Annotated in this window: 25 protein-coding genes; 2 read left to right on the forward strand and 23 right to left on the reverse strand. The window is 49.6% G+C overall.

From position 1 onward, the window contains the following. From VMW30_06235 to VMW30_06335, 21 genes are all read right to left on the reverse strand, one after another. Positions 1-474 carry a cell division protein SepF gene (locus tag VMW30_06235; GenBank protein ID HUW87954.1) on the reverse strand — a complete coding sequence of 158 codons (474 nt, stop codon included), beginning with the start codon at positions 472-474 and terminating at the stop codon, positions 1-3. Positions 475-484: 10 nt separating this feature from the next. Then, positions 485-1,168, reverse strand: a complete 684-nt coding sequence (locus tag VMW30_06240; GenBank protein HUW87955.1) for a YggS family pyridoxal phosphate-dependent enzyme — start codon at positions 1,166-1,168, stop codon at positions 485-487. Further along, a complete protein-coding gene (pgeF, locus tag VMW30_06245) occupies positions 1,165-1,836 on the reverse strand; it encodes a peptidoglycan editing factor PgeF (GenBank protein HUW87956.1) in 672 nt (223 codons plus the stop codon). The genes VMW30_06240 and pgeF overlap by 4 nt, the downstream gene beginning before the upstream one ends. Positions 1,837-1,842: 6 nt before the next feature. After that, positions 1,843-2,976, reverse strand: a complete 1,134-nt coding sequence (gene ftsZ, locus VMW30_06250) for a cell division protein FtsZ (GenBank protein ID HUW87957.1) — start codon at positions 2,974-2,976, stop codon at positions 1,843-1,845. A gap of 161 nt (positions 2,977-3,137) precedes the next feature. Next, positions 3,138-3,824, reverse strand: a complete 687-nt coding sequence (locus tag VMW30_06255) for an FtsQ-type POTRA domain-containing protein (GenBank protein HUW87958.1) — start codon at positions 3,822-3,824, stop codon at positions 3,138-3,140. Next, a complete protein-coding gene (murC, locus tag VMW30_06260; GenBank protein ID HUW87959.1) occupies positions 3,821-5,215 on the reverse strand; it encodes a UDP-N-acetylmuramate--L-alanine ligase in 1,395 nt (464 codons plus the stop codon). The genes VMW30_06255 and murC overlap by 4 nt, the downstream gene beginning before the upstream one ends. After that, entirely contained in the window at positions 5,212-6,312 is a 1,101-nt protein-coding gene (locus VMW30_06265; GenBank protein ID HUW87960.1) for a UDP-N-acetylglucosamine--N-acetylmuramyl-(pentapeptide) pyrophosphoryl-undecaprenol N-acetylglucosamine transferase, read from the reverse strand. Before VMW30_06265 ends, murC begins: the two co-directional genes overlap by 4 nt. After that, complete coding sequence (ftsW, locus tag VMW30_06270) at positions 6,312-7,469, reverse strand: putative lipid II flippase FtsW (protein HUW87961.1); 1,158 nt, start codon at positions 7,467-7,469, stop codon at positions 6,312-6,314. The genes VMW30_06265 and ftsW overlap by 1 nt, the downstream gene beginning before the upstream one ends. Next, complete coding sequence (gene murD, locus VMW30_06275; protein HUW87962.1) at positions 7,469-8,845, reverse strand: UDP-N-acetylmuramoyl-L-alanine--D-glutamate ligase; 1,377 nt, start codon at positions 8,843-8,845, stop codon at positions 7,469-7,471. The genes ftsW and murD overlap by 1 nt, the downstream gene beginning before the upstream one ends. A 2-nt stretch (positions 8,846-8,847) precedes the next feature. Further along, entirely contained in the window at positions 8,848-9,906 is a 1,059-nt protein-coding gene (gene mraY / locus VMW30_06280) for a phospho-N-acetylmuramoyl-pentapeptide-transferase (GenBank protein HUW87963.1), read from the reverse strand. Positions 9,907-9,916: 10 nt separating this feature from the next. Beyond that, positions 9,917-11,311 carry a UDP-N-acetylmuramoyl-tripeptide--D-alanyl-D-alanine ligase gene (gene murF, locus VMW30_06285; GenBank protein ID HUW87964.1) on the reverse strand — a complete coding sequence of 465 codons (1,395 nt, stop codon included), beginning with the start codon at positions 11,309-11,311 and terminating at the stop codon, positions 9,917-9,919. After that, complete coding sequence (locus VMW30_06290; GenBank protein HUW87965.1) at positions 11,308-12,789, reverse strand: UDP-N-acetylmuramoyl-L-alanyl-D-glutamate--2,6-diaminopimelate ligase; 1,482 nt, start codon at positions 12,787-12,789, stop codon at positions 11,308-11,310. Before VMW30_06290 ends, murF begins: the two co-directional genes overlap by 4 nt. After that, entirely contained in the window at positions 12,789-14,585 is a 1,797-nt protein-coding gene (locus VMW30_06295; GenBank protein HUW87966.1) for a penicillin-binding protein 2, read from the reverse strand. Before VMW30_06295 ends, VMW30_06290 begins: the two co-directional genes overlap by 1 nt. 17 nt (positions 14,586-14,602) lie before the next feature. Further along, a complete protein-coding gene (locus tag VMW30_06300; GenBank protein ID HUW87967.1) occupies positions 14,603-15,007 on the reverse strand; it encodes a hypothetical protein in 405 nt (134 codons plus the stop codon). Beyond that, positions 15,007-15,951, reverse strand: a complete 945-nt coding sequence (gene rsmH / locus VMW30_06305; protein ID HUW87968.1) for a 16S rRNA (cytosine(1402)-N(4))-methyltransferase RsmH — start codon at positions 15,949-15,951, stop codon at positions 15,007-15,009. The genes VMW30_06300 and rsmH overlap by 1 nt, the downstream gene beginning before the upstream one ends. A 176-nt stretch (positions 15,952-16,127) precedes the next feature. Beyond that, entirely contained in the window at positions 16,128-16,559 is a 432-nt protein-coding gene (mraZ, locus tag VMW30_06310; GenBank protein ID HUW87969.1) for a division/cell wall cluster transcriptional repressor MraZ, read from the reverse strand. Between the two features lie 225 nt (positions 16,560-16,784). Continuing rightward, complete coding sequence (locus VMW30_06315) at positions 16,785-17,144, reverse strand: DUF3040 domain-containing protein (protein ID HUW87970.1); 360 nt, start codon at positions 17,142-17,144, stop codon at positions 16,785-16,787. A gap of 104 nt (positions 17,145-17,248) precedes the next feature. Beyond that, a complete protein-coding gene (dinB, locus tag VMW30_06320; protein HUW87971.1) occupies positions 17,249-18,418 on the reverse strand; it encodes a DNA polymerase IV in 1,170 nt (389 codons plus the stop codon). After that, a complete protein-coding gene (gene dnaE / locus VMW30_06325) occupies positions 18,415-21,816 on the reverse strand; it encodes a DNA polymerase III subunit alpha (GenBank protein HUW87972.1) in 3,402 nt (1,133 codons plus the stop codon). Before dnaE ends, dinB begins: the two co-directional genes overlap by 4 nt. Then, complete coding sequence (locus VMW30_06330; GenBank protein ID HUW87973.1) at positions 21,816-22,115, reverse strand: DUF6504 family protein; 300 nt, start codon at positions 22,113-22,115, stop codon at positions 21,816-21,818. The genes dnaE and VMW30_06330 overlap by 1 nt, the downstream gene beginning before the upstream one ends. Before the next feature lie 82 nt (positions 22,116-22,197). Then, positions 22,198-22,599, reverse strand: coding sequence for an arsenate reductase ArsC (locus VMW30_06335; protein ID HUW87974.1), 402 nt, complete (start codon positions 22,597-22,599; stop codon positions 22,198-22,200). A 105-nt stretch (positions 22,600-22,704) separates the two neighbouring features. Between VMW30_06335 and VMW30_06340 the strand changes: the two genes are divergently transcribed. Next, entirely contained in the window at positions 22,705-23,979 is a 1,275-nt protein-coding gene (locus VMW30_06340; protein ID HUW87975.1) for a phosphoribosyltransferase family protein, read from the forward strand. Between the two features lies 1 nt (position 23,980). Here the strand turns inward: VMW30_06340 and VMW30_06345 are convergent, their stop codons facing one another. Both VMW30_06345 and VMW30_06350 read right to left on the reverse strand, forming a co-directional pair. Beyond that, positions 23,981-24,613, reverse strand: a complete 633-nt coding sequence (locus VMW30_06345) for a class D sortase (protein ID HUW87976.1) — start codon at positions 24,611-24,613, stop codon at positions 23,981-23,983. A gap of 3 nt (positions 24,614-24,616) precedes the next feature. Further along, positions 24,617-25,222 carry an LPXTG cell wall anchor domain-containing protein gene (locus VMW30_06350; protein HUW87977.1) on the reverse strand — a complete coding sequence of 202 codons (606 nt, stop codon included), beginning with the start codon at positions 25,220-25,222 and terminating at the stop codon, positions 24,617-24,619. A gap of 197 nt (positions 25,223-25,419) precedes the next feature. Here VMW30_06350 and VMW30_06355 point away from each other — a divergent pair, with 197 nt between their 5' ends. Next, a complete protein-coding gene (locus VMW30_06355; protein ID HUW87978.1) occupies positions 25,420-26,601 on the forward strand; it encodes a cation:proton antiporter in 1,182 nt (393 codons plus the stop codon). Positions 26,602-26,652 lie beyond the last annotated feature (51 nt).

Consider the following 26,652-nt stretch of genomic DNA (forward strand, 5'->3'; position numbering starts at 1 on the left):
TTAACTCTGATTGAAGAAGCTTGCTTCTGCAGCCGCAGTCTTATCTTCACTGCTCACACGCACATTTGCTGGTGAAAGAAGAAATACTTTCGAAGTCACTCGCTCAATGGTCCCGTGATGTCCAAAGACAAGACCGCTTGCAAAATCCACAAGTCGCTTTCGCTCAGATTCATCCATGTCGGTGAGATTGATGATGACGGGATTTCCTTCTCGATACTGCTCACCGATTGTTCGTGCTTCGTTGTAGAACCGAGGATGCAAGGTGACGATGCGATCAAGAACTGGAAGATCTAATTGCATGACATTTGCGGTTGGCGCGGGTGCAACCGCCAATGTCGTTGGACGAAGATTAGTCTTGACTCTCTCTTGAGTTTTGGGTTGAGAAAAAGCTTTATCATTTTCCTGCTCCCCACCTAGTTCTGGATCGTCCATCAGTCCCAGGTAATTCGCCATCTTTCGCAGTGCGTTAGCCATGAACAAAAGGCTACCCGTGGTGAGAACGAGAACCGAGGATTGAGCTACCGATGCGTAAATGTGTCGCGCCGTGGGAGATTGCAACCTCAAAATCACCACTCATTCCAGCAGAGAGCGAAGGTGAATCTGGAAATTGTTGGCGGAAATCACTGTGAATTTGGGCTAGGCGGGAAAAGGCGCTCTCAGGATTCTCTCCTAATGGAGCCACAGTCATAAGTCCCTCAAGCTTGAGCGAAGGGCATTGGGACACGATCTCGGCAAGAGGGGCAATAAAGTTAGGTAGGACGCCTCCTCTTCCTAGCGCAGGATCGAGGCAGACTTGAATAAAGACCGACATCCGCTTTGATACAGGAACTGCCTTTGCAAGCAGCGCCACGTGGCGCGAATCATCCAATGAGTGAACTACATGTGCCCATTTGGCAATCGAAGATATCTTGTTGCTCTGAACCTGCCCCTGAAAATGCCATCTTCCATCCACTTGTGCGGATTTCTCTCGTCCTTCATGATCACGATTCTCGGCGAAGTCTCGAACTCCAAGATCATGCAGAATTTTTACGTCACTCGCCGGATAGGTCTTTGTGACTGCAATGAGAGTTACTTCCGAAGGCTCTCGATGGGATGCCCTAACCGCCGCCTGTATTCGCGCCCTGACTTCACCGAGTGCGCTGGCGACTTCGTCGCGACGTTCGTTCATAGTCGAATAACTCCAGCTTGACGACCAGTGAGTCCATCGCGACGGTACGAATAGAAATCTGGATTCTCAACTGTGCAAATAGTGGATGGCGTAACCAGGACACCGACCCCCGAGAGTCGGTTCTCGAGAGCTCTTGGCAAATCCAGTGCCAGGGAACCAGCAGGTGTTCTGGAATCCGCCAATGGATAAATGCCGGCAACTTCCGCATGAATATCCTGGCCCACTTCGTAGCACCGGCCACAAATGGAAGGGCCAAGAAGTGCGTGAATATCTGCGGCTCCCATGATCCGCATAATTCCAATGGTTCGCAATGCGACTCCATTGACCAGTCCCCTGCGCCCCACGTGAACCGCCGCAACGCAACTATGCGCTTCGTCCCAAAGGAGCAAAGGAATGCAGTCCGCAACGAGAACAGCCAGGGCAATATCTCGTTCTTGAGTGACAAGCGCATCAGCGTTGGCTTCATAACTCGAAATTCCATCGACCACCACAACCCGATCACCATGAGATTGATTCATGTAGACAACGGGACCAAACGTGGATGTTAGTAACTCACGATTTGCCTGAACTGCCATCTGGTCATCGCCAACATGCAATGCAAGGTTGTTCGTCGCATATGGTGGCGAACTAACACCACCATATCGATTGGTGAAAAGAGTGGAAAGCAAAACCCGCTACTTCATGAAATCAGGAACGTCGATCTCATCTTCTGCAATTAGTTGTTCGAAAGTGACTCTTTGCCGCGAATTCAACGTATCCTCCAGTTCAAGTGCTACAGCCAATGGATCATTGGTCTCGATCGGATCTGCTTTACCGCTCAGGGCCGCGGCATCTATGACCGGCATAGAGACTTTCTTTGGCGCTCCCCCATCAAACCCAGCAGCAATCACGGTAATTCGCACTTCATCGCCCAGGGCATCATCGATGGTAGTCCCGAAAATAATCTTGGCATCTCGATGCGCGGCCGATTGCACAAGTTCGCAGGCTTCATTGATTTCAAATAGACCAAGGTCAGACCCTCCAGCAACCGAGAGCAGCACTCCCATTGCCCCATCGATCGATGCCTCGAGCAGTGGACTGGATATCGCCAACTCGGCAGCGCGAACCGCACGGTTCTCACCGCGCGCCGAACCAATTCCCATCAGTGCCGATCCAGCGTCGGTCATAATGCTCTTCACATCTGCGAAATCAAGATTTATCAGACCTGGTTGAGTAATAATTTCAGTAATTCCCTGAACGCCAGAGAGAAGCACTTGATCTGCACTCTTAAAAGCCTCTACAGCAGTAATCGAACGATCTGAAATAGCCAGTAGCCGATCGTTTGGAATAACAATTAAGGTGTCCACTTCCGCGCGAAGTTCTTCAATTCCATCGTCTGCCTGCTTCGATCGAACACGACCTTCAAAGGAGAATGGCCGGGTAACTACACCGATGGTAAGTGCTCCCAGTTCACGGGCAATCTTCGCAACTATAGGCGCTCCACCGGTCCCGGTTCCGCCGCCCTCTCCTGCCGTTACGAAAACCATATCCGCCCCACGCAATGCTTCTTCAATATCGTCAACATGATCGAGAACTGCTTCACGTCCACGTTCCGGAGAAGCGCCTGCACCGAGACCGCGTGTCGATTTTCTGCCAATATCAAGTTTCACATCAGCATCACTCATCAATAAATGCTGAGCGTCCGTATTGATTGCGATGAACTCGACACCTTTGAGTCCAACATCAATCATGCGATTGATCGCGTTGACTCCCCCACCGCCAATGCCAACAACTTTAATAACAGCTAAATAGTTCTGCGGTGAAGCCACGATGTATCCTCCTTATGAACTATGAACCTCAAGTTGAGAATTATGGTTCTCTTTATGTACAAGGTGAAAGTAGAGCGCACAGCCGAAGTGTGCAAATACCGACACGTTTTCAGCGGAGTAATTCTAATGAACCAAGAAAACCGAAAGACTAATCTCCCAAATTATTTAACGATGGGTGCATGTGGAGCAGAAACATTGATCGTTTGAACTTTCGCATTCTCTGGCAGCGATAGAAGAGCGTTAAATACTCGTATTTTCAAGTCTGTGTCGGTTAGGTCGCCCCAAATAACATTTACATTTCTAGATGGACTTAGAAGCGTTGTTCGGACAGTCAAAATTGCGGTATGACTGCCCTGCGCACGAACATCTATTATCTCTGCTCGAAAATTGGTTGGAAAATCCAGAAGCAACTCAAGTGCGAACTTTGCAGGTGCAATTTTGGACGCCGTGATTTGCGGCAAGTGAGGGATCTGGTCATTGGGTAGATCGAAAAGAACTCCGTTGCTATCAATCAAGTGGTTTCGGAACACGGCCACTGGCGTTCGTGTCCACACGCGAATCGTCACGGACCCTTTTAGCCAGTCCCGACTAATTTGAGCATGGTCAAGCCACGTGTATTTTCTTAGTGAATTAGAAACTGCTCTAGTCTCGAGACGTGCCATCTTCTCACCGACCTTGATACTTTCCCTAATCAACAACGACTGGGAGGTGGTTGGTGCTCCTACCACCCGCACATGTTTTACTGTGAAGAGCGAAGTCCAACCGAGCGCATACGCCAAAGTCACGACGAGCAATATGGTCAACGCAAGAATGAATCGACGTTTGATCTTTTGAGTTTTTCCAGTCATTTCTTTTCGGAGTATTTCAACGATAATGCTTCAACGATGATAGGTCCAAGGGAGCTTACGTCTCCGGCACCAAGAGTGAGAATTACATCGCCAGGTTTCGCCGCTTCAACTACTTCGGAAATCGCGGACATGAAATTAGGCTCGAATGTTCCACTCTTCATTAATTTTGTAATTGACAATCCACTCACTCCTGGGATCGGTTTTTCGCTCGATGCATATACTTCAAGTATCCATGCGTGATCCGCCTGATCCAATGCTTCCGCAAACTGAGGGGTGAAAGCTCGCGTGCGCGAGTAACGGTGTGGTTGAAAAATTACCAGCAGTCGACCATCCGTTGCGTAACGCCTTGCTGTCTCCAAAGTGACTCGAATCTCAGTGGGATGATGTCCGTAATCATCGATGACTCGAATCCCATGAACTTGTCCTTTTAGTTCGAATCTACGTCCCGTGCCATGAAAAGTCGCTAAACCGCCCATAAGTTGAGCCGCCGGAAGTCCAAGTGCGAGGCCGGCCGTCAAAGCTGCAGCGGCGTTTAGGAGATTGTGGTGACCTGGCGTTTGCAGTTCCAGAAATCCAATCGATCTACCCTGCCACACAGCACGAGCACGCGATGTTGCAGGAGAGAGCTGAATTTGATCAATATGCAAATCAGATTCTTGGCTCGCTCCGTAAGTGAATGTTTTGCAATGGGTCACGGTCTTTCCAATAGATGATGCACCACTATCGTCAGCACAATAAACAAGAAATCCATCTGATGAAATAGTCCTTACAAAATCGGCAAAGGCAACAAAAACAGACTCAGGTGTGTCAAAAAAATCGACGTGGTCATGTTCGATATTTGTGATGATTGCACCGTAAGGATGGTACTCAACAAAGGATCCGTCGGATTCATCGGCCTCGGCCACAAAATATTGGCCAGTTCCTTTATGAGCGTTCGAACCAGATGCCTTTAATATGCCTCCGATTGCAAAAGATGGATCCTCACCGCATCCTTGAATTGCCACAGTTAACATGGAAGTAGTCGTTGTTTTGCCGTGCGTCCCTGCTACGGCGACACTCTTAGATTCTGACATAAGAATTGAGAGTGCTTGGGCGCGAGTCAGGCAGGGGATCTTCAATTCACGAGCACGAACAAGTTCGGGATTCTCGGACAGAATTGCGCTTGAGAAAACTACGAAGTCCGCTCCTTCAACGTTTTTACCTTCGTGTCCCTCTGTCGCACGGACACCGAGCGCGCGAAGTGCGGCAAGCACAGATGACTCTTTTAGATCGGATCCAGTAACGTGTACACCTTCAGATGCCATTATCCGTGCCAGCCCGCTCATGCCAGCTCCGCCAATTCCGACGAAATGGACACGCTTGCCTTGCAGATCCTTCAGTTGCATTTTCATTTACATTGACCGTCGATTGCGCGCTCCATAAGAGCCATAATTTTATCTTCAGCACCGAGATCATCATTCAATCCAGCCAGCGGTGTTCGCGCACTGGCTAGTAACAAATCATCCAGGTGTTCTAAGAGCCAAGTCGCGGAAAATGTCTTCTGATCTACAACCAGCGCCCGATTCGCCTGAACTAAAAAATCCGCATTACGAGCTTGTTCACCATTGCCAATTGGAAGTGGGATAAAGAGCGCTCTCCTCCCGAGTGCCCCTACTTCCGCGCACGTGACCGCCCCACTTCTGGCAATGATGAGATCCGCTGCCAAATAAGCAGTAGCCATGTCACGAATATAAGGAACCGCGCGATAAGACTGAGAGCTCGTAGGCAACTCATTCCTAGAGCCAACCGAGTGCAAAATTTGAATTCCCTTAGTCGCCAGACTCGGAAGAACTCGAGAAATTTCGGCATTAATGAACGTAGATCCTTGAGAGCCACCAAGAACGAGAATAAGGGGTTTACCTTGCTCCCACCCTAATTCTCTCTTTGCCTGGATACGAGCACCTTTCCAATTTGAAGCGGATTCCCTCACTGCGGCTTTCACGTCTTCTCGCAACGGAAGCCCCGTGACTTTAGCGCGTGAAAAACGCCCGGATTTAATCGGATGAGCGATGGCAAGGCAGTTTGTAAAGAAGGATCCGAGGCGGTTGGCCCAGCCAACTTTCGCGTTTGCCTCATGAATGACAATCGGAACTCTCGCCATTCGAGCCGCAATATACGCTGATGCTGACAAATACCCGCCAAAACCAACTAATAAGTCGGCGCCTTCGATGACCTTCTCTGCTTCTCGAACCGCACGCCACAGGGAAAAAGGCAATTTTATAAAATCAATACCGAATGAACGTGGCATAGCCACTTTAGGAATATTGGTCACAGTAAAACCAGCTGCTGGTACGAGTGAATTCTCCAGACCTGTAGAAGTTCCGAGAAAGAGTAAGGAATCATCGGCATACTTTGTTCGCCAGGCACGAGCAATGGCAAGAGCAGGCTCCACATGACCAGCAGTTCCGCCCCCAGCCAAGACAATTTCCCGTGGTTTGTCAGCATCCATTACTTACGGACCTTTCTTCGCGCCAACTTTGGCGAAAGGACAGGATCTCGCAATGCGGCTCCAATGACAAAACCAAGTGCCAAATACGTCGCGATAAGTGAGGATCCGCCATAAGAAAGAAGTGGGAGAGTCACCCCGACTACAGGGATAAGACTGGTTGCCGAACCGATATTTAGTACAACTTGCACCGCCAGCCAGCAACCAATACCTGCGCTCACGAAACGGACAAAGGGATCTTTAGCGCAAATCGCGATCCGTAAAATAGCCAATATCAATATTGCAAACAACGCAAGCACAACGAGGGTTCCTACAAGTCCCAGTTCTTCGCCAATGACGGAGAAAATGAAATCCGTATGTGCCTCTGCTAAATTTCCCCACTTTTGGCGACTTGCACCAAGACCCACTCCGAATAGACCGCCACTTGCCAGTCCCATAATGCTGTGGGCGGGCTGCCAGCCCGAAAGTTTATAGTACTCCGGAGAGAACGGGTGAAGGACAACCAGGAGACGGCGCATTCGATTTGGAACAGTAATAATCAAAGCAGCAACCATACTTAGGCCAAGCACGCCTGTGACCCCGATGAGTCGAAGTTGAATCCCCGAGACAAAAAGTAGGGCTACTAAGATTGCGGCGAAGATCACCGCATTGCCAAGATCGTTGCCTATCATCACCAACAACATTATGGCAAAGAAAGTTGGGACAAGTACCGCAATTACATTTGACCTCGATTTTTTTGCCTCTTCCTGCTTAGCGAGCATGAATCCAGCCCACAGAATCATGAAGAACTTAGCAAATTCACTAGGCTGAAAGACAACTGGACCGAAGGCAATCCAGTTTCGGTTTCCATTGACGGAATTTCCCATTCCAGAAATCTGAAGCAGTAGGAGCATCAGTATCGATCCGAGGAAAGAATAACGAGCGACCAATTTCCATGTTCTAATTGGAATGCGCGAGGAAAGTAAGCCAATCGGAATCGCAATAACTAAAAAAATGAGTTGGCGGAAGAATATGGAAAATGAAGAACCGCTTGTCTCTAAAGAATGGATGGATGACGCTGATAGGACCATAACCAGTCCCAAACCTGTCAAAGCCGCGGTGCTCACCAACAGGAGGTAATACGAGCTCGTCGGTTGGAAAAGGAAACTTTTGGATCTCATTAGGACCCCACCAACTTCTTAACTGCGGCGGTGAATTGATCTCCCCGGTCAGCGTATGAAATAAATTGATCCATAGAAGCGCAAGCGGGAGCGAGAAGCACCACATCCCCAGCTTGGGCAATTTGCTTAGCCTCGCGTACTACATGTTCCATTAGGGGCACTGCCCCCGTCAGGTCCTTATCCACCCTTATGCAAGGGATTTCAAGAGCTGCTTCTGACAATGCTCTGGCAACTAATTCACGATCCTGTCCAATTAAAATCACGGCCTTGAGGTGCCCTGCAGACCGCTTCACCAAATCGGTCATCGACGCACCTTTTGCCAACCCGCCAGCAATCCACACGATGGAAGGGTATGACGCCAGAGAAGCGGCCGCAGCGTGCGGGTTGGTTGCCTTGGAATCATTTACCCAAGTGATTCCGTCCAATTCCATAACGGTTTCAATTCGATGTCGTCCAGGACGGAAATTATGCACTGCTTGTCGGATAACTTGATGTGAGACGCCGACACTTCGAGCCAATCCGGCTGCAGCCAGGGTATTTGAAATGCTATGAGGTGCGTGCGGATGGACCTCATCAAGTTGAGCAATCAGCGCTGCTTCATCCGAATCCAATACGAATGATCGATCTACCAACAAGTCCTCCACTACGCCCAGTTCTCCTGGTTTAGGCGAATTCAACGAGAAAAAGACTTTTCGTCCTTCCCACTTTTCGACGGCTTCTACAGTTTTCGAATCATCAGCATTAAGAATTGCCAGATCAGTCCTGTTAAGTATCCGTATTTTTGCAGCCACATAATTTTCAAAACTGCCATGCCAATCGACATGGTCGTCTGCAATATTCAAAATGGCAACGGATTTGAATCCAGGTAACTCGCTCCACTGCAACTGAAATGAGGAGAGTTCCAAAATCAGATAATCCAATCCGCCTCCGTCTATTACTGCTTCAATGACTGTTTCTCCAACATTTCCACATGCCTTGGCCTTGAGTCCCCCCGCCTGCAACATCGCTGTCGCCAATTCGACGGTCGTCGTCTTGCCATTCGTGCCAGTGACGGCGAGCCAGGTCTGCGAAGGTTGCAGCTCGCAACGAAGAAGCCAGGCCAAATCAACCTCGCTCATCACCCTTGTGCCTTGGCTCAACAAGTGGACGATGAGTGGATGATCCGGATGCCAGCCTGGAGAGACGATGGCGAAACTCCAAATACCTTTGAGGGCACCATCTAAAGAGATAAACCTCACGTCGGCATTGTCGATCTGATTGTCATCAAAAATATGAATCTCTGAACCGAGGTCACGGAGGACTTGTGCGACTGAACTTCCCGTGACACCCGCTCCGATAATTAGCACCCGTGCCTGGGCTATATCGGCTTTCTTCATTTCTATTTCACAACCCACTGGGCATAAAAGAGTCCCAGCCCAAAAGCCACACAGAGTCCCGCAATAATCCAAAACCGAAGAACGATGGTCACTTCTCCCCAGCCACTCAATTCAAAATGATGCTGAAGAGGTGCCATTTTAAAGACTCGTTTGCCTCCGGAAATTTTGAAATAGAGTCTTTGAATGATTACGGAAGCCGTGATGATGACGAATAGCCCGCCCAGCGGAATGAGAAGCAATTGAGTACGCAATGTGGCGGCAAGTCCAGCGAGGGCGCCGCCCAGGGCAAGTGATCCAGTATCCCCCATAAATATTTTGGCCGGCGATGCGTTCCACCAGAGAAAGCCCGTACACGCGCCAGCAAGTGAAGCAGAGAGCACCGCCAGATCAAGCGGATCGCGGACCTGATAGCAATTAAGTCCCGGAGTTACTGCACATCCCTCACCAAACTCCCACACGCCTATTAAAAGGAATGAAAGAAACGTCATAACGGAAGCTCCAGTTGCCAATCCGTCGAGGCCATCCGTGAGATTTACACCATTGCTTGTTGATGTAACCATTATGACAATCCAAATAACAACGAGAACAGCACCTAGCTTGATGGAGGTGTCGCGAACAGTTGAAAGATAGAGTGAGAGTGGAGTAAATCCATCTTTGTCAGCAAAATGAATTCCAAGTGCACCAAAGACGGCTGCAAAAATCGTCTGACCTAAAATCTTCTGTCGACCAGTAAGGCCAAGTGATTTCTGCCGCGAAACCTTCAACCAATCATCCATGAAACCGAGGATGCCTAGGGAGATGATGAGACCAATAACCAACAGTGCAGAGATACTCACGCTTACTCGAGTCACAATATGACTCAAGAAAAAACCTACCAGCGATGCGAAAATAATAATGATTCCACCCATGGTGGGTGTCCCGCGTTTAGTGTGATGGCTACTTGGCCCATCGTCTCTTATTATTTGCCCATAACCTTTTTTCGCGAGGACCCGAATGAGGACGGGGGTTCCAAAGAGGCTCACAAAAAGCGCGATAGCTCCCGCAATTAGGATTTCTCTCACTCTTCGTCACTCACCTTTCGGTCCCAGTTGTCCCCAGTTGCTCCCAGCGTTTCATCAAGTCTTCAGCCAATTCTTCCATTTGTTCTGCACGAGAGGCCTTAACTAAAACAACATCGCCAGGAGAAAAATGTTCCGCGACAAAGAGCGCATCGGACTTATTTTTAGGAAAGTGCACAACCATCTCCGCTCCGGTAGATGGAAGATCCTGCGCATAACCAGGCTCATTCACGCACACTAGATGGTCTATTCCCAAGGATTGCGCTAAGGCGCCTATCTTAGCGTGCTCATTTTTGGAGGACGCTCCCAACTCGTGCATCTTCCCAAGGAAAGCCCATGATTGACCACCGCGCTCCTGCGCAAAAAGTGAGAGCGTTCGGAGAGCCGCTGCCGTGGATTCTGGATTCGCGTTGTACGCGTCATTGATAAGGAGCAGATCATTCAACTCGTGCAGTTCCATTCGCCACTTATTTCGCATTTCTGCGGTAGATAAACCACCAGCAATTAAGTCCAGGGGGATATGAAGTGCGGTACAAACACTCGCGGCAGCAAGAGCATTTGGGATCTGGTGTGCGCCTATGAGTCGAAGTGCTACCGCTGCCCTTCCATCGGGCGTCACTAAATCGAAATGTGCTCTTCCCTCTCGAATATCGATGTCCGTAGCGCGTACCTGCGCTTCATGTGTTTGACCAAAAGTTAGAACCTTCAAATCTAGTCCGTTTGCCATTTTTGGCGTGAGTTCATCATACCTACCCAGTATTGCCGTGCCACCTTCACGGAGATTATGGATAATTTCCGACTTTGCCTGCGCAATCGCCTCTCTCGACCCAAATTCACCCGAATGCGCGCTTCCAATTTCAAGAATCACTCCGATATCAGGCTCCACAATCTCACAAAGGACTTGGATGTCACCTATGTGACGGGCTCCCATTTCCACTACGCAGTATTTAGTCCTTTCAGTGCAATGCAAAAGCGTGATCGGAACGCCTAATTCATTATTGAAGCTACCTGATGACGCAACCGTCTCGCCGTGGAGGCTAAGTACCCAGGCGAGCAAATCTTTAGTTGTCGTTTTGCCTTGCGATCCAGTGATTCCTATAACTGTCATGGAGGTAAGTCTTTGTCGAACAAAATGGGCGAGGACGCCCAGGGCCACCAAAACATCATCCACAACAATGCATGCGACATCCAATTTTCTAGTAGAAAATACGAGTACTGCACCATTCTCAATTGCATCGGGCGCAAAGATGTGACCATCAGCATATTCGCCTTTGAGGGCTAGAAAGATCGACCCAGGTTCCACTGCCCTCGAATCAAACGAAGGTGCTCGAGTCACGAGTAGATCGTTCGGAGCGAAAAGCTCTCCGCCTACGATCGCGGAAATATCCCCGGCAGTTAACTCGATCATGATCGTCCCTCAATTGCAGCGGCCATAACTAATTTGTCATCGAATGGAAAGACTGCCCCGGCAATTTCTTGACCAATTTCGTGGCCTTTTCCCAGCACGATCACTAAGTCATCTGAACCGGCAAGGGATACTGCGTACTCGATCGCCCGTTGGCGATCAGTAATGACTCGACTTGGCTCACCAATACTCAGATTGCTAGTCATATCCTTTAAAATCTCATCCGGATCCTCCGACCGCGGGTTGTCACTCGTGAAAACGGCGACATGACTTCCATTCAAGAGAGCACGCCCCATGATGGGCCGCTTGCTCTTATCTCGGTCGCCACCACAACCCAGGACGGCGATAACTCTTCCGGATGTCATTGTCTTACACGTTTGGAGAACGCGTTCTACTGAATCAGGCGAATGCGCATAATCGATGAACGCAGCAAATGGCTGTCCAACATTCACGCTTTCAAGCCTGCCTCGAGCACCAGTCAGCGTCGGCAAAAGTGTCGATATCACAATGGGATCGACTCCACTTTGGTACGCAAGGGCTACCGCCATAAGTGCGTTATCTAGATTGAATTCCCCATGCAAGGCAAGCATTCCTTCAATCAGCACGCCACCCACTCCGCGAATCAGAACGTCAAACCCATCTTGTTGCGGGGACGCAGAGACATAATGCCAATCTGCGCTCACGTCATTACGTGAGACGCGAACGACTTGAATCTCGCAATCACTCGCCAACCGGGCACCGTAGGGGTCATCGATGTTAATTATGGCGACGTCAGAATACTCAAATGTGAAAAGTGAGGCTTTAGCTTGAAAGTACTCCTCCATCGATTGATGAAAGTCCAGATGGTCCTGGGACAAATTGGAAAATGCAACTGCAGAGAAATGCGATCCGCGAATTCGCTCAAGAACTAATGCATGACTCGAGACTTCCATGGCAAGGCGGTTAATGTGCCTTTCGTGCATAATCGACATGAGCGATTGAATGTCGGGACTCTCAGGTGTCGTTCTCGTGCTCTTAATGACTTCAGCGCCGATTCTCGTCTCTACAGTTCCAATCAAACCAGCATCATGGCCAGTGCCCCGCCAAATTTGATGGAGCAAAGTGGTGGTTGTAGTTTTGCCGTTGGTTCCAGTAATCCCCACACAGAACATTTCGCGCATTGGTTCGCGGTAAAACCAAGCGCTCAAAATCCCGGCAATCCGACGAGGATTTTCCACAACGAGGACAGGCAATTCCGAAGCAATTTCCGCCCCGACGCTATCGGTCAAGATTGCCTTTGCCCCACGATTCTTGGCATCTAGACTAAAAATCGCTCCGTGCGTCTTCGCACCCGGAAGTGCAATAAAGAGATCTCCTACAATAATTTCGTTGCTTGCGTGCGACAAACCGGTAATCGATACATCGTTGGTTGGAAGTGGCACACCCAAGAATATAGCGATCGAATTAAGAGACCGTGGAAGTGAGAGGATTGGTCTCTCCATCACTTTTTCACCTTTCTTGAATTGACCAGAAGAAGCTGAGATTTCTTTACTTGAGATTCATTAAGTGGATAAGGAATGACTTTTGTTCCGGTCGGTGGGACATGTCGCGATTGCAAGACAAAGGACATCACTTTCTTAAACACTGGACCGCCAAGCGTTCCACCCCAGTGGATACCTTGGGGGGCTTGAATTGTAACGCTAATGACATATCGAGGTTTATCCGCAGGGGCAAAGCCAATGAATGAGGCAGTGTAACCACGGTAACAACCGCACGTTTCATCCACTCGCTGTGCGGTGCCGGTCTTGCCGGCGACACGGTACCCAGGGATAGCAGCCTCAGGAGCGGTGCCTCGAGTAGAAACAACGCTTTCCATCATCAGTCTCAAATCACTTGCGGTTGATGAACTAATTACTCGAACGCTATCGCGAGATTTAGCTGGTGTGAAATGCCCATCCGAATCACTTGTACCCGCAATAACGGTTGGAGAGACCCTAATGCCATCATTTGCAATGGTGGCAAAAATACTCGTTGCTTGCATCGCGGTCACGGAATAGCCTTGCCCAAAAGCAACAGTGGGAGCAGTGGTTCCGCTCCAATTCGCAACATCTGGCAAAACGCCTTGGGATTCCCCGGGAAGTCCAGAACCCGTATTCGTACCCACTCCGAATTTCCTTAAATAAGAATATAGGACGCTATTATCAAGTTTTTCGCCAATTTTAATTGCACCAACGTTGCTGGATGCGGCAAGGATTCCTGTCGCCGTCAATCTTTCCGTGGGATGCTTTTCATGATCGCGGAAAGTCCGATTGGAAACTTTGAAAGCGTATGGAATAGTGAAGACTGTAGATGGCGTAATTGCTCCTTCCTCAATCGCGGCAGAGAGGGTCATCACTTTTCCAGTCGAACCAGGTTCGTAGACATCCTGGACTGATGGATTTCGCATCAAACTGAGTGGAACATTTCGAGTGTCATTTGGGTCATACGTTGGTGCAGTCGCATGAGCAAGAATATTTCCCGTTTTTGGATCCATCACGATGACTGTTCCGCTTATTGCCTGAGAGGTTTTCACAGCCTGCGAAATGGCTTGAGATGCGACCCATTGAACATCCCTATCGATCGTCAATCTCAAAGTCGTCCCGGTCTTCGCCGAGACTAATTCTTCTTGAGAACCTGGTATTTCAGCCCCGTATCCATTTGCATAACTGTACTTTCCTTCAGTTCCGGTGAGCTGGGAATTCATACTTGACTCTAAACCAGCCGCTCCTATACCAGCTTGGTTTACAAAGCCGATCAGCGAAGCAATGAGCGATCCCGAAGGATATTCACGGGTATATCCGCGTTCGGGGTAAAAGCCAAAAAGCCGCTTAGACAAATCTTTCCGACTTAATTTATCGTTATACGCGGCGAAAGCATCCTTGAGGGCAATCCACCTGGCTGGAGTCACGTTTCTCGCAACCAAACTCCAACGGCGCCTGCCTGTAACCTGTGCCGCGACATCGCTCACTCTCATTGACAATATTGGCGCTGCTATCTCGGAGAATTTCTTAGGATCGGAAATAAGGGTCTGATCCACCACAACGTTTATGGCGGCGACGCTTCTGGCTAACTCCACCCCGTTGATATCTGTAATCGCGCCACGCGGAGCCGGCATAATCGAAATGGTCGACATCTCATTCGCCGCTCGAAGTGCAAATGCGTCTGCCTGTACCGCTTGAATATCCACTAGCCGAAGTGTGAACAAAGCTAGAAACATTAATGTAATAACAATGAGAATTCCGATTCGCGAACGGGACAAAGAGAAATTTCCCATACTTAACCTTTGGCGCCTACTGAACTCAATCCCGTTGCTGTCAGAGAAAGGAAACGCGGACTTAGTGAGGGAACCATTCCTGCAGCAATAGCTCGTTGCGCAAGAACCTCGGGAGAGGAGGCATTGGCGATCTTCCTCATGACGGCTTCGCGCTGATCGCTAAGCGTCGTAGCTTGGGCCTGCAAACGTCGTAACTCAAAAGCATCCTGGGCCAGCATCGTATTTATCCCCAACAGAAGAAGGAGACCCACTACACCAACCAAAGAAAGAAAGATAACAAAAGCCTTCCGGTCCACCTGCTCGCCGCTTGATAAGTCAGGAACAAGGCGTAATGCAGTCCTTGGCCTTCGATCCGCAATCGTTGGTCTTGGGTCTCTCGGACGAGGCGCGAGAACAGTAAGCGCCACTACGCAGCCAGCCTTTCAATCGCACGGAGTCTGACGGATTGCGATCTGGAATTTTCTGTCAATTCGTTCGCCGAAGGAGTCTCGCTGCTCTTCACTACTAATTTGAATTTCGCTGCTAATTCAGGGATTTCGACTGGCAACTCTCTTGGGGTAAGAGACTGCGTTGCGGCCGAAAAGAAGTTTTTAACGATTCGATCTTCCAAAGATTGAAATGACATGACTACCAATCGGCCGCCAACACTCAAGGCATTCATCGACGCAGGAATTGCACGCGTTAGTACTTCAAGTTCGTCGTTTACTGCGATTCTTAAAGCCTGAAAGGTTCGCTTTGCCGGATTGCCGCCAGTTCGACGTGTGGCCGCGGGGATGCTCTCTTTAACAATGGCTGCCAATTCAGCCGTTGAGTTGAGAGGTGAAATCGCCCTTCTGCGAAGAATTGAATCAACAATGCGGGGAGCAAATCTCTCTTCTCCGTACTTTCGCAAAATCAAGATTAATTCGTCTCTACTTGCATAATTGACTAAGTCTGCTGCAGTGCGGCCTTGTGATCGATCCATTCGCATGTCTAATGGTGCATCTTGCGAATATGAGAATCCTCGCGCAGCTTCATCCACCTGCATTGAGGAGATCCCAAGATCAAAAAGTATTCCGTTTACTTTTGAGTATCCAAAATATTCAATGCAATTTTGAATGTCGTCGTAGATTGCATGAATCGGCTTGAATCGGTCACCGAATGAATGAAGACGGGATTTTGCAAGTTCGATCGCTTCAGCGTCGCGATCGATTCCAATGACACTGAGGTTTGAGTACTTAGTTAGGAGTGCCTCTGTATGCCCACCAAGGCCAAGAGTTGCATCAACAACTACAGGACTTTCACTCCGTTCTATCGCGGGAGCAAGTAGTTCAATGCAACGTTCCAGCATCACGGACACATGTTGTGCCATCGTCTCCCCCCGTTCTTTCCCTCATCTGCTACGCATTAATAATTCATTGGTGATACTTCGAAGCACTTCTCTCCTCTGGTCACCGCCGACCGACGGAACTTTTAACATCGGCACCGGGGAAGGGGTGCCGATCTTTAAGGTCGGCGGTGGCCACAAGAGAGATCCACTCGATTTAATTAGAAGAGTCCTGGGAATACCTCCTCCGATACGTCGGCAAATCCCTTTTCACGGTCGGCAAGGTATTCACGCCATGAAGTCGCATCCCATATTTCGACTCGAGTATTTGCGCCGATAACAACGCACTCTTTTTCGAGTCCTGCATAAGTACGCAGGCCCTGCGGAATAGTGACCCGTCCTTGACGATCAGGAATTTCATCGTGAGCGCCGGCAAACATGACACGCATGTAGTCGCGCGCGGATTTAGATGTGACGGGAGCTTGTCGCAGATTCTCAGTGATTGTTACGAACTCGGCGGCTGGAAAAACATAGAGACAACGCTCTTGCCCTTTCGTGATGACAAGTCCACTGGCCAATTCATCGCGGAATTTGGCCGGCAAAATAAGGCGACCCTTCTCATCCAGGCGCGGTTCGTGAGTGCCGAGAAACATACTTTCTGGCTCCCTTCCCCAGGCCCAGCGTGTGATTCCCCCACTTTACTCCATTTCTCTCCCTTTTCAACCACCCTCCCCCATTCCCTCCCGCTTTCGCCCACTTCCTCCACCCGTCTTACTTCATCTTTTTTTTGCCTCCATGGCAGAGCAGACATGAAAAAAGGGATCTCGCGGAGCGAGATCCCTGCAGTACGCGAATTACTAGATTCTTTTATCAGCAACCTACTGGTCGAAGTTACGCCTCTCCCAGCGGTCTTCCAAACGTGAATTGAGCCTACCCTTCTTGGTGCGGCGGTTTTTAGGTACCCGCAGGGCGCTTACGCCGGAAAGAGCCGAAATCGCCAGAGTGACTCCTGCCAGGGAGATCAAGAAACCTAAAATTCCCAGCGGGGTCATCTTCGAGATCAAACCAGCGAATATTGTCAATATCCCTACGATTGCCAGGGTCGCCCCCAGAAGAATCCGGTTGCGACCTGGATAAAGGCGTGTTCCGGTGAGCGCAGAGAGAAGATGCGGATCATCCGCGGAGAGCGCTTCCTCCATCTGGGCAAGGAGTTTGCGCTCGTGCTCTGATAGCGACACGTGAGACCCCTTCCACTTCATTACAACTTCTAGATCTACCTGCCTAACTAGGATCCACAATAGAACATCGAGGCGTTCAATGCATACTGGAAAGTAAAAAAGCCTTATTTCTCACCTTCACCTTTGACTAACCTCCCAGGCTTCACGCTGCCTGGACCAAAACGAGCCTGAGCTCGGTCCACGGCCCCCTCGGCTTCGCGCCAACCACGCTCGCGGGAGCCCAGAATCAACTGTTCGGGAGCGCCATACTGAAGATTCTCTAGGCTCACTCCCACTAACCGAAGGCGAGCACGATCGATTCGAAGTGCTCCGTACAGACCTTTCACAATCTCATAAATGTCATGGGAGCTATCAGTTGCAAGTGGCAATGTCCTGGATCGGTTGATCGTTGTGAAATCGGCAAATCGGACTTTAATGGAAATAGTTTTAGCAAAGAGAGATCTCTCTCGCAAACGGGCGGACGCTTTCTCACTCAGCCGCAGGTACTCCTTCAAAATAATTTCTGGATCATCAATATCGCGCGAGAAAGTCTCTGCTGCGCTAATACTTTTTTCCGGTTCATCCGAAACAACGTCTCGATAATCGCGTCCCCACGCCAACTCAAAAAGCGAAGCGCCATTCGCCTCACCCAACGCACGTATTAAAGTCTCACGTGGTGTTTTCGCAACATCTTCAACTGTCCTTAAGCCTAAACGCTGAAGAGCTTCTGACGTTTTTGGACCAACTCCCCAAATTGCGGAGACTGACAAAGGATGAAGAAAAGTAAGTATCCGATCTGGTTGGATTTCGAGCATTCCATTTGGTTTGCATCGACTTGATGCGAGTTTGGCAATGAATTTAGAAGGCGCTATTCCTACCGAACACGTAATGCCCTCATCTTTCTCAACCCTTGCCCGAATTTCTGTTGCAATCTGACGGCCTGTACCTAACAATCGACGTGACCCGGTTACGTCGAGAAATGCTTCGTCCAATGAGATTGGTTCAACGTGTGGCGTGTACGAACGAAAAATCTCCATAATGTGTTCTGATATTTCGCTGTACCGAGAATGGTCCGGGACAACAAAAATTGCCTGCGGAGCCAATCGCTGAGCTCTTCCGACTGGCATTGCTGCATGAATTCCAAATGTTCGAGCCAAGTAATTAGCGGACAGAACAACTCCACGCGTGCCCGCTCCAACGACTACTGCTTTACCTTTCAACGTCGGATCGTCTCTCTCGGCGACTGAAGCGTAGAAAGCATCCATATCGACATGCAGGATGGTGGCAGTACTCACGTCACGAGCGTACTTCTACTTAATGAATGTTTTTCGTAGGCGGCACGGAGTTCCCATGCTCCAGTTGCGCGTAAAGAAACACCTCGAGGGCCAGTACGACGCACATCTCCCCGCACTAAAAAGAGCCAAGAATTAAAAAGCACATCGGCATAATCACGCTGGGCGTCATGAAAAAAAGTCGCGTCATTACAGCCATAACCATCGTCCAGAGTAAGAAAAAGAACACGTTTGCCAGAGCGTACTGGTGGGCTCTGCAAAGCGACTTTCACTCCGGCGACGAGAACGGATGCTCCCGACCGCTGGGCAAGGAGATCAGAGGAACGCACTGCGCCAATCTGATTAAGGAAGTCAGCATAAAACTCAACGAGGTGATGCGACACATCCATACCTAAATGGGTAATTTCATTGCGAACAATCTCGCTCGCATCTAGATTCGGCAAGCCGCTAGGTATGAGTGTTGGTGGCGCAAAACCAAAATTAAGTTGCGTTCCCCCTAAAGAGCGCACTGGCGATCGGTGTAGGTCACTCAGGTATAAAAGTAGATCGCGGCGGTTGATTCCACTCCTACCTACTTGATGCACCTCATCAAAAGCTCCGACCAAAATGAGTTTCTCTGTTGTTGGATACGAAGCACCAGAACGCGAGTGAAAATCTGAAAGATCTAAATACGGCTGACCGTCAATAACTGATTCAATTTCTTCTGCACTAATTCCGGCAAGATCACTCAGAGACATGCGTATCGCGTATCCACGCGCATCAGGCAAAGCAAGAGTCTCTCCAGTACTCATCCCATCAAAAACTCTTGCCGGTCTCCGCGCAGTTTCTGGATCGACTCGCTCGACTCGATATGTAGCATCCGAGTGATTGATATCAATAGGTGCGATCAACACACCTAACTGGCGTGCATCGTCAAGAATTAAACGCTTTGGGTACATACCAGGGTCATGAGTCAGAACTCCAGCTAAAAATGGAGCAGGGTAATGGGCTTTAAGCCAGGCCGACTGATAAGTCGGTAGAGCGAAAGCAGCGGCATGCGCTTTGCAAAAGCCAAAAGATGCAAAAGCTCGCAGAACATTCCAAATTGCATCAATTGTCGCAACGTCGTACCCGCGTGCAGATGCCGCTGGATAAAACCAATCACAAACATCCTGTTGGCCTTGCCGATCCCCTAATGCACGCCTCTTCTCATCGGCCTCTGCAAGAGATATGCCCGCAATAATTGAAATGATCGAGATCACTTGTTCATGGAAAACAACGACCCCTTCTGTCTCACGGAGAGTCTCATAAAGGTCAGGATGAATGATCTGCGCAGCGCTCCACCCATGTCGTGCACGCAGAAATGGATTAATCATGTCGCTCTTAACAGGTCCTGGGCGAAAGAGCGAGATGTCGATAATAAGGTCACTAAATGTTCGAGGGGCGAGTTTGCCAACAAGTTCGCGCTGCCCCGGACTCTCCACTTGAAAAATACCCAGTGTCCGAGTCGATCGAATGAGATCAAAGGTGGCCTTGTCATCCAACGCAATCGAATCAATATCAACGGCCTCCTCTCCCGACCCATCACTCAAGCGTCCGATCTCCTGAATCGCATAAGCAATGGTTGATTGCATACGCACACCTAGAATGTCGAGCTTAAGCAAGCCAACTGCTTCGACATCATCTTTGTCGAACTCCGCCATCGGATATCCCCCAGCATTTACTTGCAAAGGTGCACGATCAAGAAAAGCACCATCGGATAAAACAACAGCGCATGGGTGCATTGCTAAATGCCGAGGAAGGCCATCAAGGCGTTGGGCTAAAGAAATCATCATTGCCACTAGTGGGTTTTTAAGATTAAGAGCGCGCAATTCCGGAAGAGTTTCCAGCGCACGCGAAATATTGCGAGCACGGATATGAGGTAGAGATTTTGCTATCAAATCAATTTCAACAAATGGGACTCCAAGGGCCATACCTGTATCACGAATTGCATGCCGGGCGCGATAAGTATCAATCATGGCAACTGTCGCACAGCGTGATGTATTGCCAGGGACACTCCAATTGGGATCGCCATAACGCTGGAAAACTAAATCGTAAATTTCCAATCGCCTCGCGGATTCAACATCGATATCGATATCTGGAAGTGCGCGTCGAAGAGGCGAACAGAAACGCTCCATCAGCAATCCATGTTGCAGCGGATCAACCCCAGAAATTCCCAACAGGTGACAAATGAGAGAACCTGCTCCACTGCCACGCGCCGCCACGCGGATGCCACGATCGCGTGCCATATCGGTAATGTCGGCCACGGTAAGGAAATACGACTCATACCCAAGAGTTGCAACTGTCGAGAGTTCGTCATCTAATCGTTGACGGGCCTTTTCGATTGTTGCATTATCGCTATACCGCCAATGCAGGCCAGCTTCACTTCGAGAGCGCAATAAAGAGCGCATCTGCAATGCTGAATCCGCACCCACGATATGCGGCTCAGGTAAGTGAATACCGCCCAAACCAATATCTAGCGTGGGCGAAAGTATCGCTCGCTCTGCCCACTCTCGCGTCGTTCTGAGAAGTTCGCGTGCTGTACGTTCGCCGGCGGCGCGGGCAATTTCCTCCGCCATTTCCGCCATCTCACTTGTCGATTTAAGGAAAGCTTCAGCATTTTTACGTTCGACATGACGAGTGTGCAGGGGAACCAATTGACGAGCAGAGTCCAAAATGTCTGCCACTGGTCCGTCATCACGTTCGAGCATCCGCACCGCGTTTGTGAGAACGGCAGGAATCTTCTGGTCGCGAGCAAAAATCAATGATCTTGCGGCATGGGCAGTGGAGCGAGGACCATCACCTGCCACTAAATGGGAGACGCATTCAATTGCATGATCAGCAAATAATTCTTTCATCTGCATAAAACGTTCGAGAGCAAGATCTGGACGCCGCAACGCAATTGCTGCTCCGATTGGTGACTCGGGACCGTGTAGAACCAGAAGGTTTCTGCTGTACTCATTGAAACGTTGGAGAAAGTCAATAGTAAGAACGGGGGTCATCCTCCGGATCAACGGTGCATCCGATGCTTTATATGTATGCAACGAAGTGAGTAGCCGGCAGAGCGAGCGCCATCCTCCATCACCGTGCGCCAGAAGGGTAACGCGGGGAAGTATTCCTTCATTCCCGCTAACCCTGCTTTTTCGAGGAAGAACCTGCTTGTTCTTTATATCAATTGCCAGATCAATTCCGATAATTGGAGCAACTCCATACTCAACGCAACTTTGAACAAAACGAACTGCACCAACTAAACCATCACGATCGGTAAGTGCTATGGCGGGCATTTGATACTCACGTGCCCGAGCCACTAAATCCGATGGTTGAGTAGTGCCATATTTGAGCGAATAAGCACTAGAGAGATGCAGATGCGTGAATGTCTTCATTAGAGAACCGTCACGCGCCACATGCCGGTGGCTTCGTCGCGCTCAATCTCAAAGGTAGTGAGCGCTCCTACGGGCGCAGCTTCCACCCTCCAGAGTGCACGTGCTCCATCATCAGGCCGGTACATGCCATCACTAATGCGATTCCACCAGCCTCCCGCCTCGCACCAGCGAGAAAGAACAGAGTGGATACGAAAGCGTCGCCCGCGAAAGGTGAATTCAACGGGAGTGAGCCCATCCACCAGAATTTCATGGGGTTCAATCTGACTTACCTGGGCGCGCTTAATAGAAGGGACTGCCATATTTGGCTGCTCCTGGGCGGGGTTGTGTAATTCGAACATATGTTCGAAAAATAGCCCCCCGGGCTGACAAGGGCAAGTCCGGTTAAGCGGGGGCGATTTCCTTGATCAGAACACGGACGAGTTTCTCGATCTGGTCGCGGATGGGGCGGATTGCCGCAATGTTTGTGCCAGCCGGGTCGTCCAACTTCCAGTCTAGATAGCGCTTCCCAGGGAAGTAAGGGCAGATGTCCCCACAGCCCATAGTGATAACCACATCGCTCTCTTCTACTGCCTCCACTGTCAAGACCTTAGGAGTCTGTCCGAGAAGATCAATCCCCTTCTCTTTCATCGCCTCAATCACCACAGGGTTTACCTGGTCGGCAGGTTGGGTGCCGGCCGAACGGACCTCAATTGCACCTTCGGCCAGGTGCGAGAGAAAGGCAGCTGCCATTTGAGAGCGACCGGCATTATGGATACAAACAAATAGAACGGATGGTTTAGTCACGTCAGAGAGTATGGTCGACAAACTTTGGAGGGAGTGTTCAATATGGCTGAAACCTGGATGAACTTCTCATTAACAAATAGACTTCCTATCAACAGGAGTTGAATCATGATTTTCAATAACCGCATAGATGCAGGTCGCGCACTTGGTGAGCGCCTCAAATATCTGCAAGGCCAAAATGTCATCGTTCTCGGACTTCCTCGAGGTGGAGTGCCCGTTGCGCACGAGGTTTCAAAAGCTATTCATGCCCCTCTAGACGTAATTGTTGTACGTAAACTTGGCGTTCCGACGCAGCCTGAGTTGGCAATGGGAGCCGTCGGTGAAGGTGGAGCGCTTTTCACAAACGACGAAGTTCTTCGGATGATTCAAATATCTCCCGAAGAATTCGCCACGGTGCAAAAGAGAGAGGAGGAGGAAGTCAAGGTTCGCGCATTGAAATTTCGTGGCGGCAGACCATCCAAGTCCCTCAAAGGCCGGATCGCACTCATTGTCGATGATGGGATCGCCACCGGTTCAACGGCTCAAGCGGCATGCAAAGTTGCCAGAGCAATGGGGGCAGGGAAAATAATTCTGGCAGTTCCGGTGGGATCTAAAGAAGCGACTTCAGCCCTCAAAAAAGATGCTGACGAACTAGTCTGCCTTGAAACTCCGGAATATTTCTTCGCAGTCGGGGAATGGTATCGGGATTTCGCAAGTGTGAGCGATGAAGAGGTTATTGATTTACTTCGCACAGAACTTACGAATGACGTGGCAACCAAAGAAGAGAGTGTTTCTATTGATCTGGGTGGACACGCTCTCCCGGGGCAATTGACCATTCCAGAACATGCAACAGGGTTAGTGATTTTCGCGCATGGAAGTGGAAGTAGTCGTTTGAGTCCTCGAAATCAATTTGTCGCAAAAGCGCTTAACTCGATTGGTTTAGCTACTCTCCTCTTCGATCTCCTCGACCCAAGTGAAGAATCCAACCGAGCAAATGTCTTCGATATTGAATTTCTTGCCGAACGACTAACTGGTGCCACTCTCTGGGCGAAAAGGGATTCAAGAGTAGGCGCACTCTCCATCGGCTATTTTGGAGCAAGCACTGGTGCGGCGGCGGCACTTTGGGCTGCGTCAGACCCTGAATTAGAAATTAAAGCAGTCGTTTTGCGAGGAGGCCGACCTGACCTGGCCGGACCGAAACTCTCCAAGGTTCACACCCCAACGCTCCTCATCGTCGGCGGCAATGATGTCGAAGTGATTCAACTCAATCAAAGCGCGCAAGAAAAACTTCGATGCGAAAACCAACTTGTGATTGTTCCTGGTGCTACTCACCTATTCGAAGAACCTGAGACCCTTGAGCGAGTTGCGGAATTAACGGGTAATTGGTTTCTCGCTCGCCTATGAGTCAGACCGTTGGCGCAGGTAGTTGGGTAGCGATTAATTTAGCGCTCACTATGTAGCGCTTGGGCGCATTTCCAATGTATCGAAATGGAAAACAAGTACTGAGGGTAAGCATTGCGGCGGGCGTAGGAACAATCACAGTCCGATCATCAGCATTTACGATCCGAAACCTCACAACTTGATACGTAAACTCCCCCGCTTGAGTTCTAATAACAACCAGATCTCCAAGGATGAGTTTGCCTAACTGCGAGAAGACCGAATCTCTATGCCCCGCTAATACCGAATTATCATCTTCGCCAGGCAAAACACTTCCTATGAAGTGCCCGACACCCCTTTTAAGTTCTTTGTCACCGGTGCCTTCAATAATCGGCAAAGTCGTCTTAAGCGCAGGCAAGGTAATTTTTCCAATGACATCGCCGGATTTTGGATACGGCCTATAAGAAACGGCACTCGACATTGAAGTTGTCGGAACCGAGGTTACATCTTTTACAAGCGGAGCAAACGCCGGCAACACTTGGCTGCCGACGTCCACCCTCGATTGATAAATCTGAACTCCAGCTACTGCCATCCCCGTCAGCCCACCCACAATCAGGAAGGCGGAGAAAGAGGCAACAACTCTCGTTCGTTTTTTTGACACGTCTTAGTTTAAGACCTTGCGAGTCCCAAACCCAACACCGCCAAGAAGTACGAGACCGAATCCGACGAGCAATATGTTGTACCAAGGAGTCCCTGTTGCGGGCAATGTACCGCCATCAACTGTTGTGGGAGTATCTGTTGGAGTGGATGGAACTGGACTTGGTGTGACAATGGGTACAGCAGGACCGGCTTGTGGCCAATCGTTATTCGTTCTAACAATGGTGACATTGTCGCCAGCTTCAAGCGTGACATAGCCAAGGTCGATACCCGCTGGGCCAGCGAAAACGCTGGTGTACTGAGGGAAACCATCCACGTAAGGAAGGTCGTTTTCTGTAATCAGGTAACTGCCAGGGGGGAGAACGAAGGTCGTGCCTGCACCGCTTGCACCATTGAATGGACTCCCGACTACATCACCATTGAGGTCTCTGATTTGCAACACAAAATCAGCAGAGGTCATAGTCCCGCCGTTGTCATTGATAACTGTCTCAATGACCGTCAAGGTCGCAGTGGTCTCAACTGCACTAGCAGTAGATGGCACAGCAAATAACACGCTCAGTGAAATAACACCAAGCAACGCCAATTTTTTTGGGTATTTTAGGTTTCTCATCATAATTCGATTCTGTTGGTTGTTACAAAGGATGCTTACTACATCTCTCCGTTCACAACCATACTCACGCTTGGGCGCATAGCAATTTTAGATTCTGTGAAATTGGTAAGTTTCTTACCCGAGCGAGAGAGCATTTATTCATTGAAATCAAGGTTCATATCCATGTACACGCTCAATATCTCAACTGCCATACTTAATTCATGAGCGAACTCCTAGCGGCGAGCGTAGATCGAAGCGCAGGTCTTGTTCTCGGAGAGATCGGATTCGTTCTCATCGTTCTGGGCACAGTTGCATTTGTGACATCGAAGTTAAGAATTTCTGTTGTTCCGTTCTTTCTTCTTTCCGGATTGGTTCTCGGTACTGGTGGAATTCTCCGCCTGGAGTTGAGCGATAATTTTCTATCAATTGGCGCTCAAATTGGCGCAATTCTTCTTCTGTTGCTGATGGGTCTTGAATATTCCGCCAAGGAATTGTTGACCGGGTTCCGAGAACAACGAACTTTAGGTCTCTTTGACTTTCTAGTGAATTTCGTCCCTGGTTCTGGATGCGCACTTATTCTCGGTTGGGGTTGGACCGGCGCTCTCGCACTCGGTGGTATCTCGTACGTTTCCTCCTCTGGTATCGCAATGCAATTCATCCGCGAATCACGCTGGCAAAGGCTCACGAGCACTAGACACGCAATAAATATCTTGGTTATGGAAGATCTTGCCCTGGCGCCCTTGCTTCCGATTCTAAGTGCCTTTGGTTCTGGAGTCGGTTTACTCACCGGCTTCATATCAATCTCAGTTGCTTTGATAGTTACCGGAGGCGCCGTCATTTACAGCGCGCGTGGTGGTCACATCCCGTACGCCCCGATCATGCTTGGCGATTCCGCGACACTGCTTCTCGTTGTTTTCGGTTCTGCTCTTCTTGCGTCAGGGGTCGCCACGTACATTGGATTCTCTGGTGCAGTTGCTGCGTTCTTGGTCGGACTCCTCATGACTGAAGATCTAGCTATCGTGGCTCGCGTCAGATTGGCACCATTGCGCGATCTCTTCTCCGCAATCTTTTTCCTGTTCTTCGGGTTGCGGATTGATCCAGCCAAGATTCCATCGATTCTGCTGCCAGCACTCGCTCTTACTGCTGTCGGGATTGGTACGAAATTCCTGACGGCTTGGTGGGCCACTAGAAAGGCACAGGAGCCGGGCATCCGATTGCGAGTAACAGGACTGCTGGTGCCACGAGGCGAATTCTCACTCGTTATTGCTGGTTTGACGGCCAGCACCTTTTTCGGAGAAAAGATCCAATTAATAACCATTACTTTCGTAATTCTCACAACTTTTGTTGGATCCATTCTGGTGCGGATTGCCTCGGCAGAGACCACGAAGAACGCGGAGTACTAGATGGAAGAGTCTATAGCCGCCTAGGTTTCCTAAGGTTTCCTAAGGTTTCCT

This window comes from Candidatus Paceibacterota bacterium (genome assembly GCA_035530615.1).
Lineage (GTDB): Bacteria > Actinomycetota > Actinomycetes > Nanopelagicales > Nanopelagicaceae > QYPT01.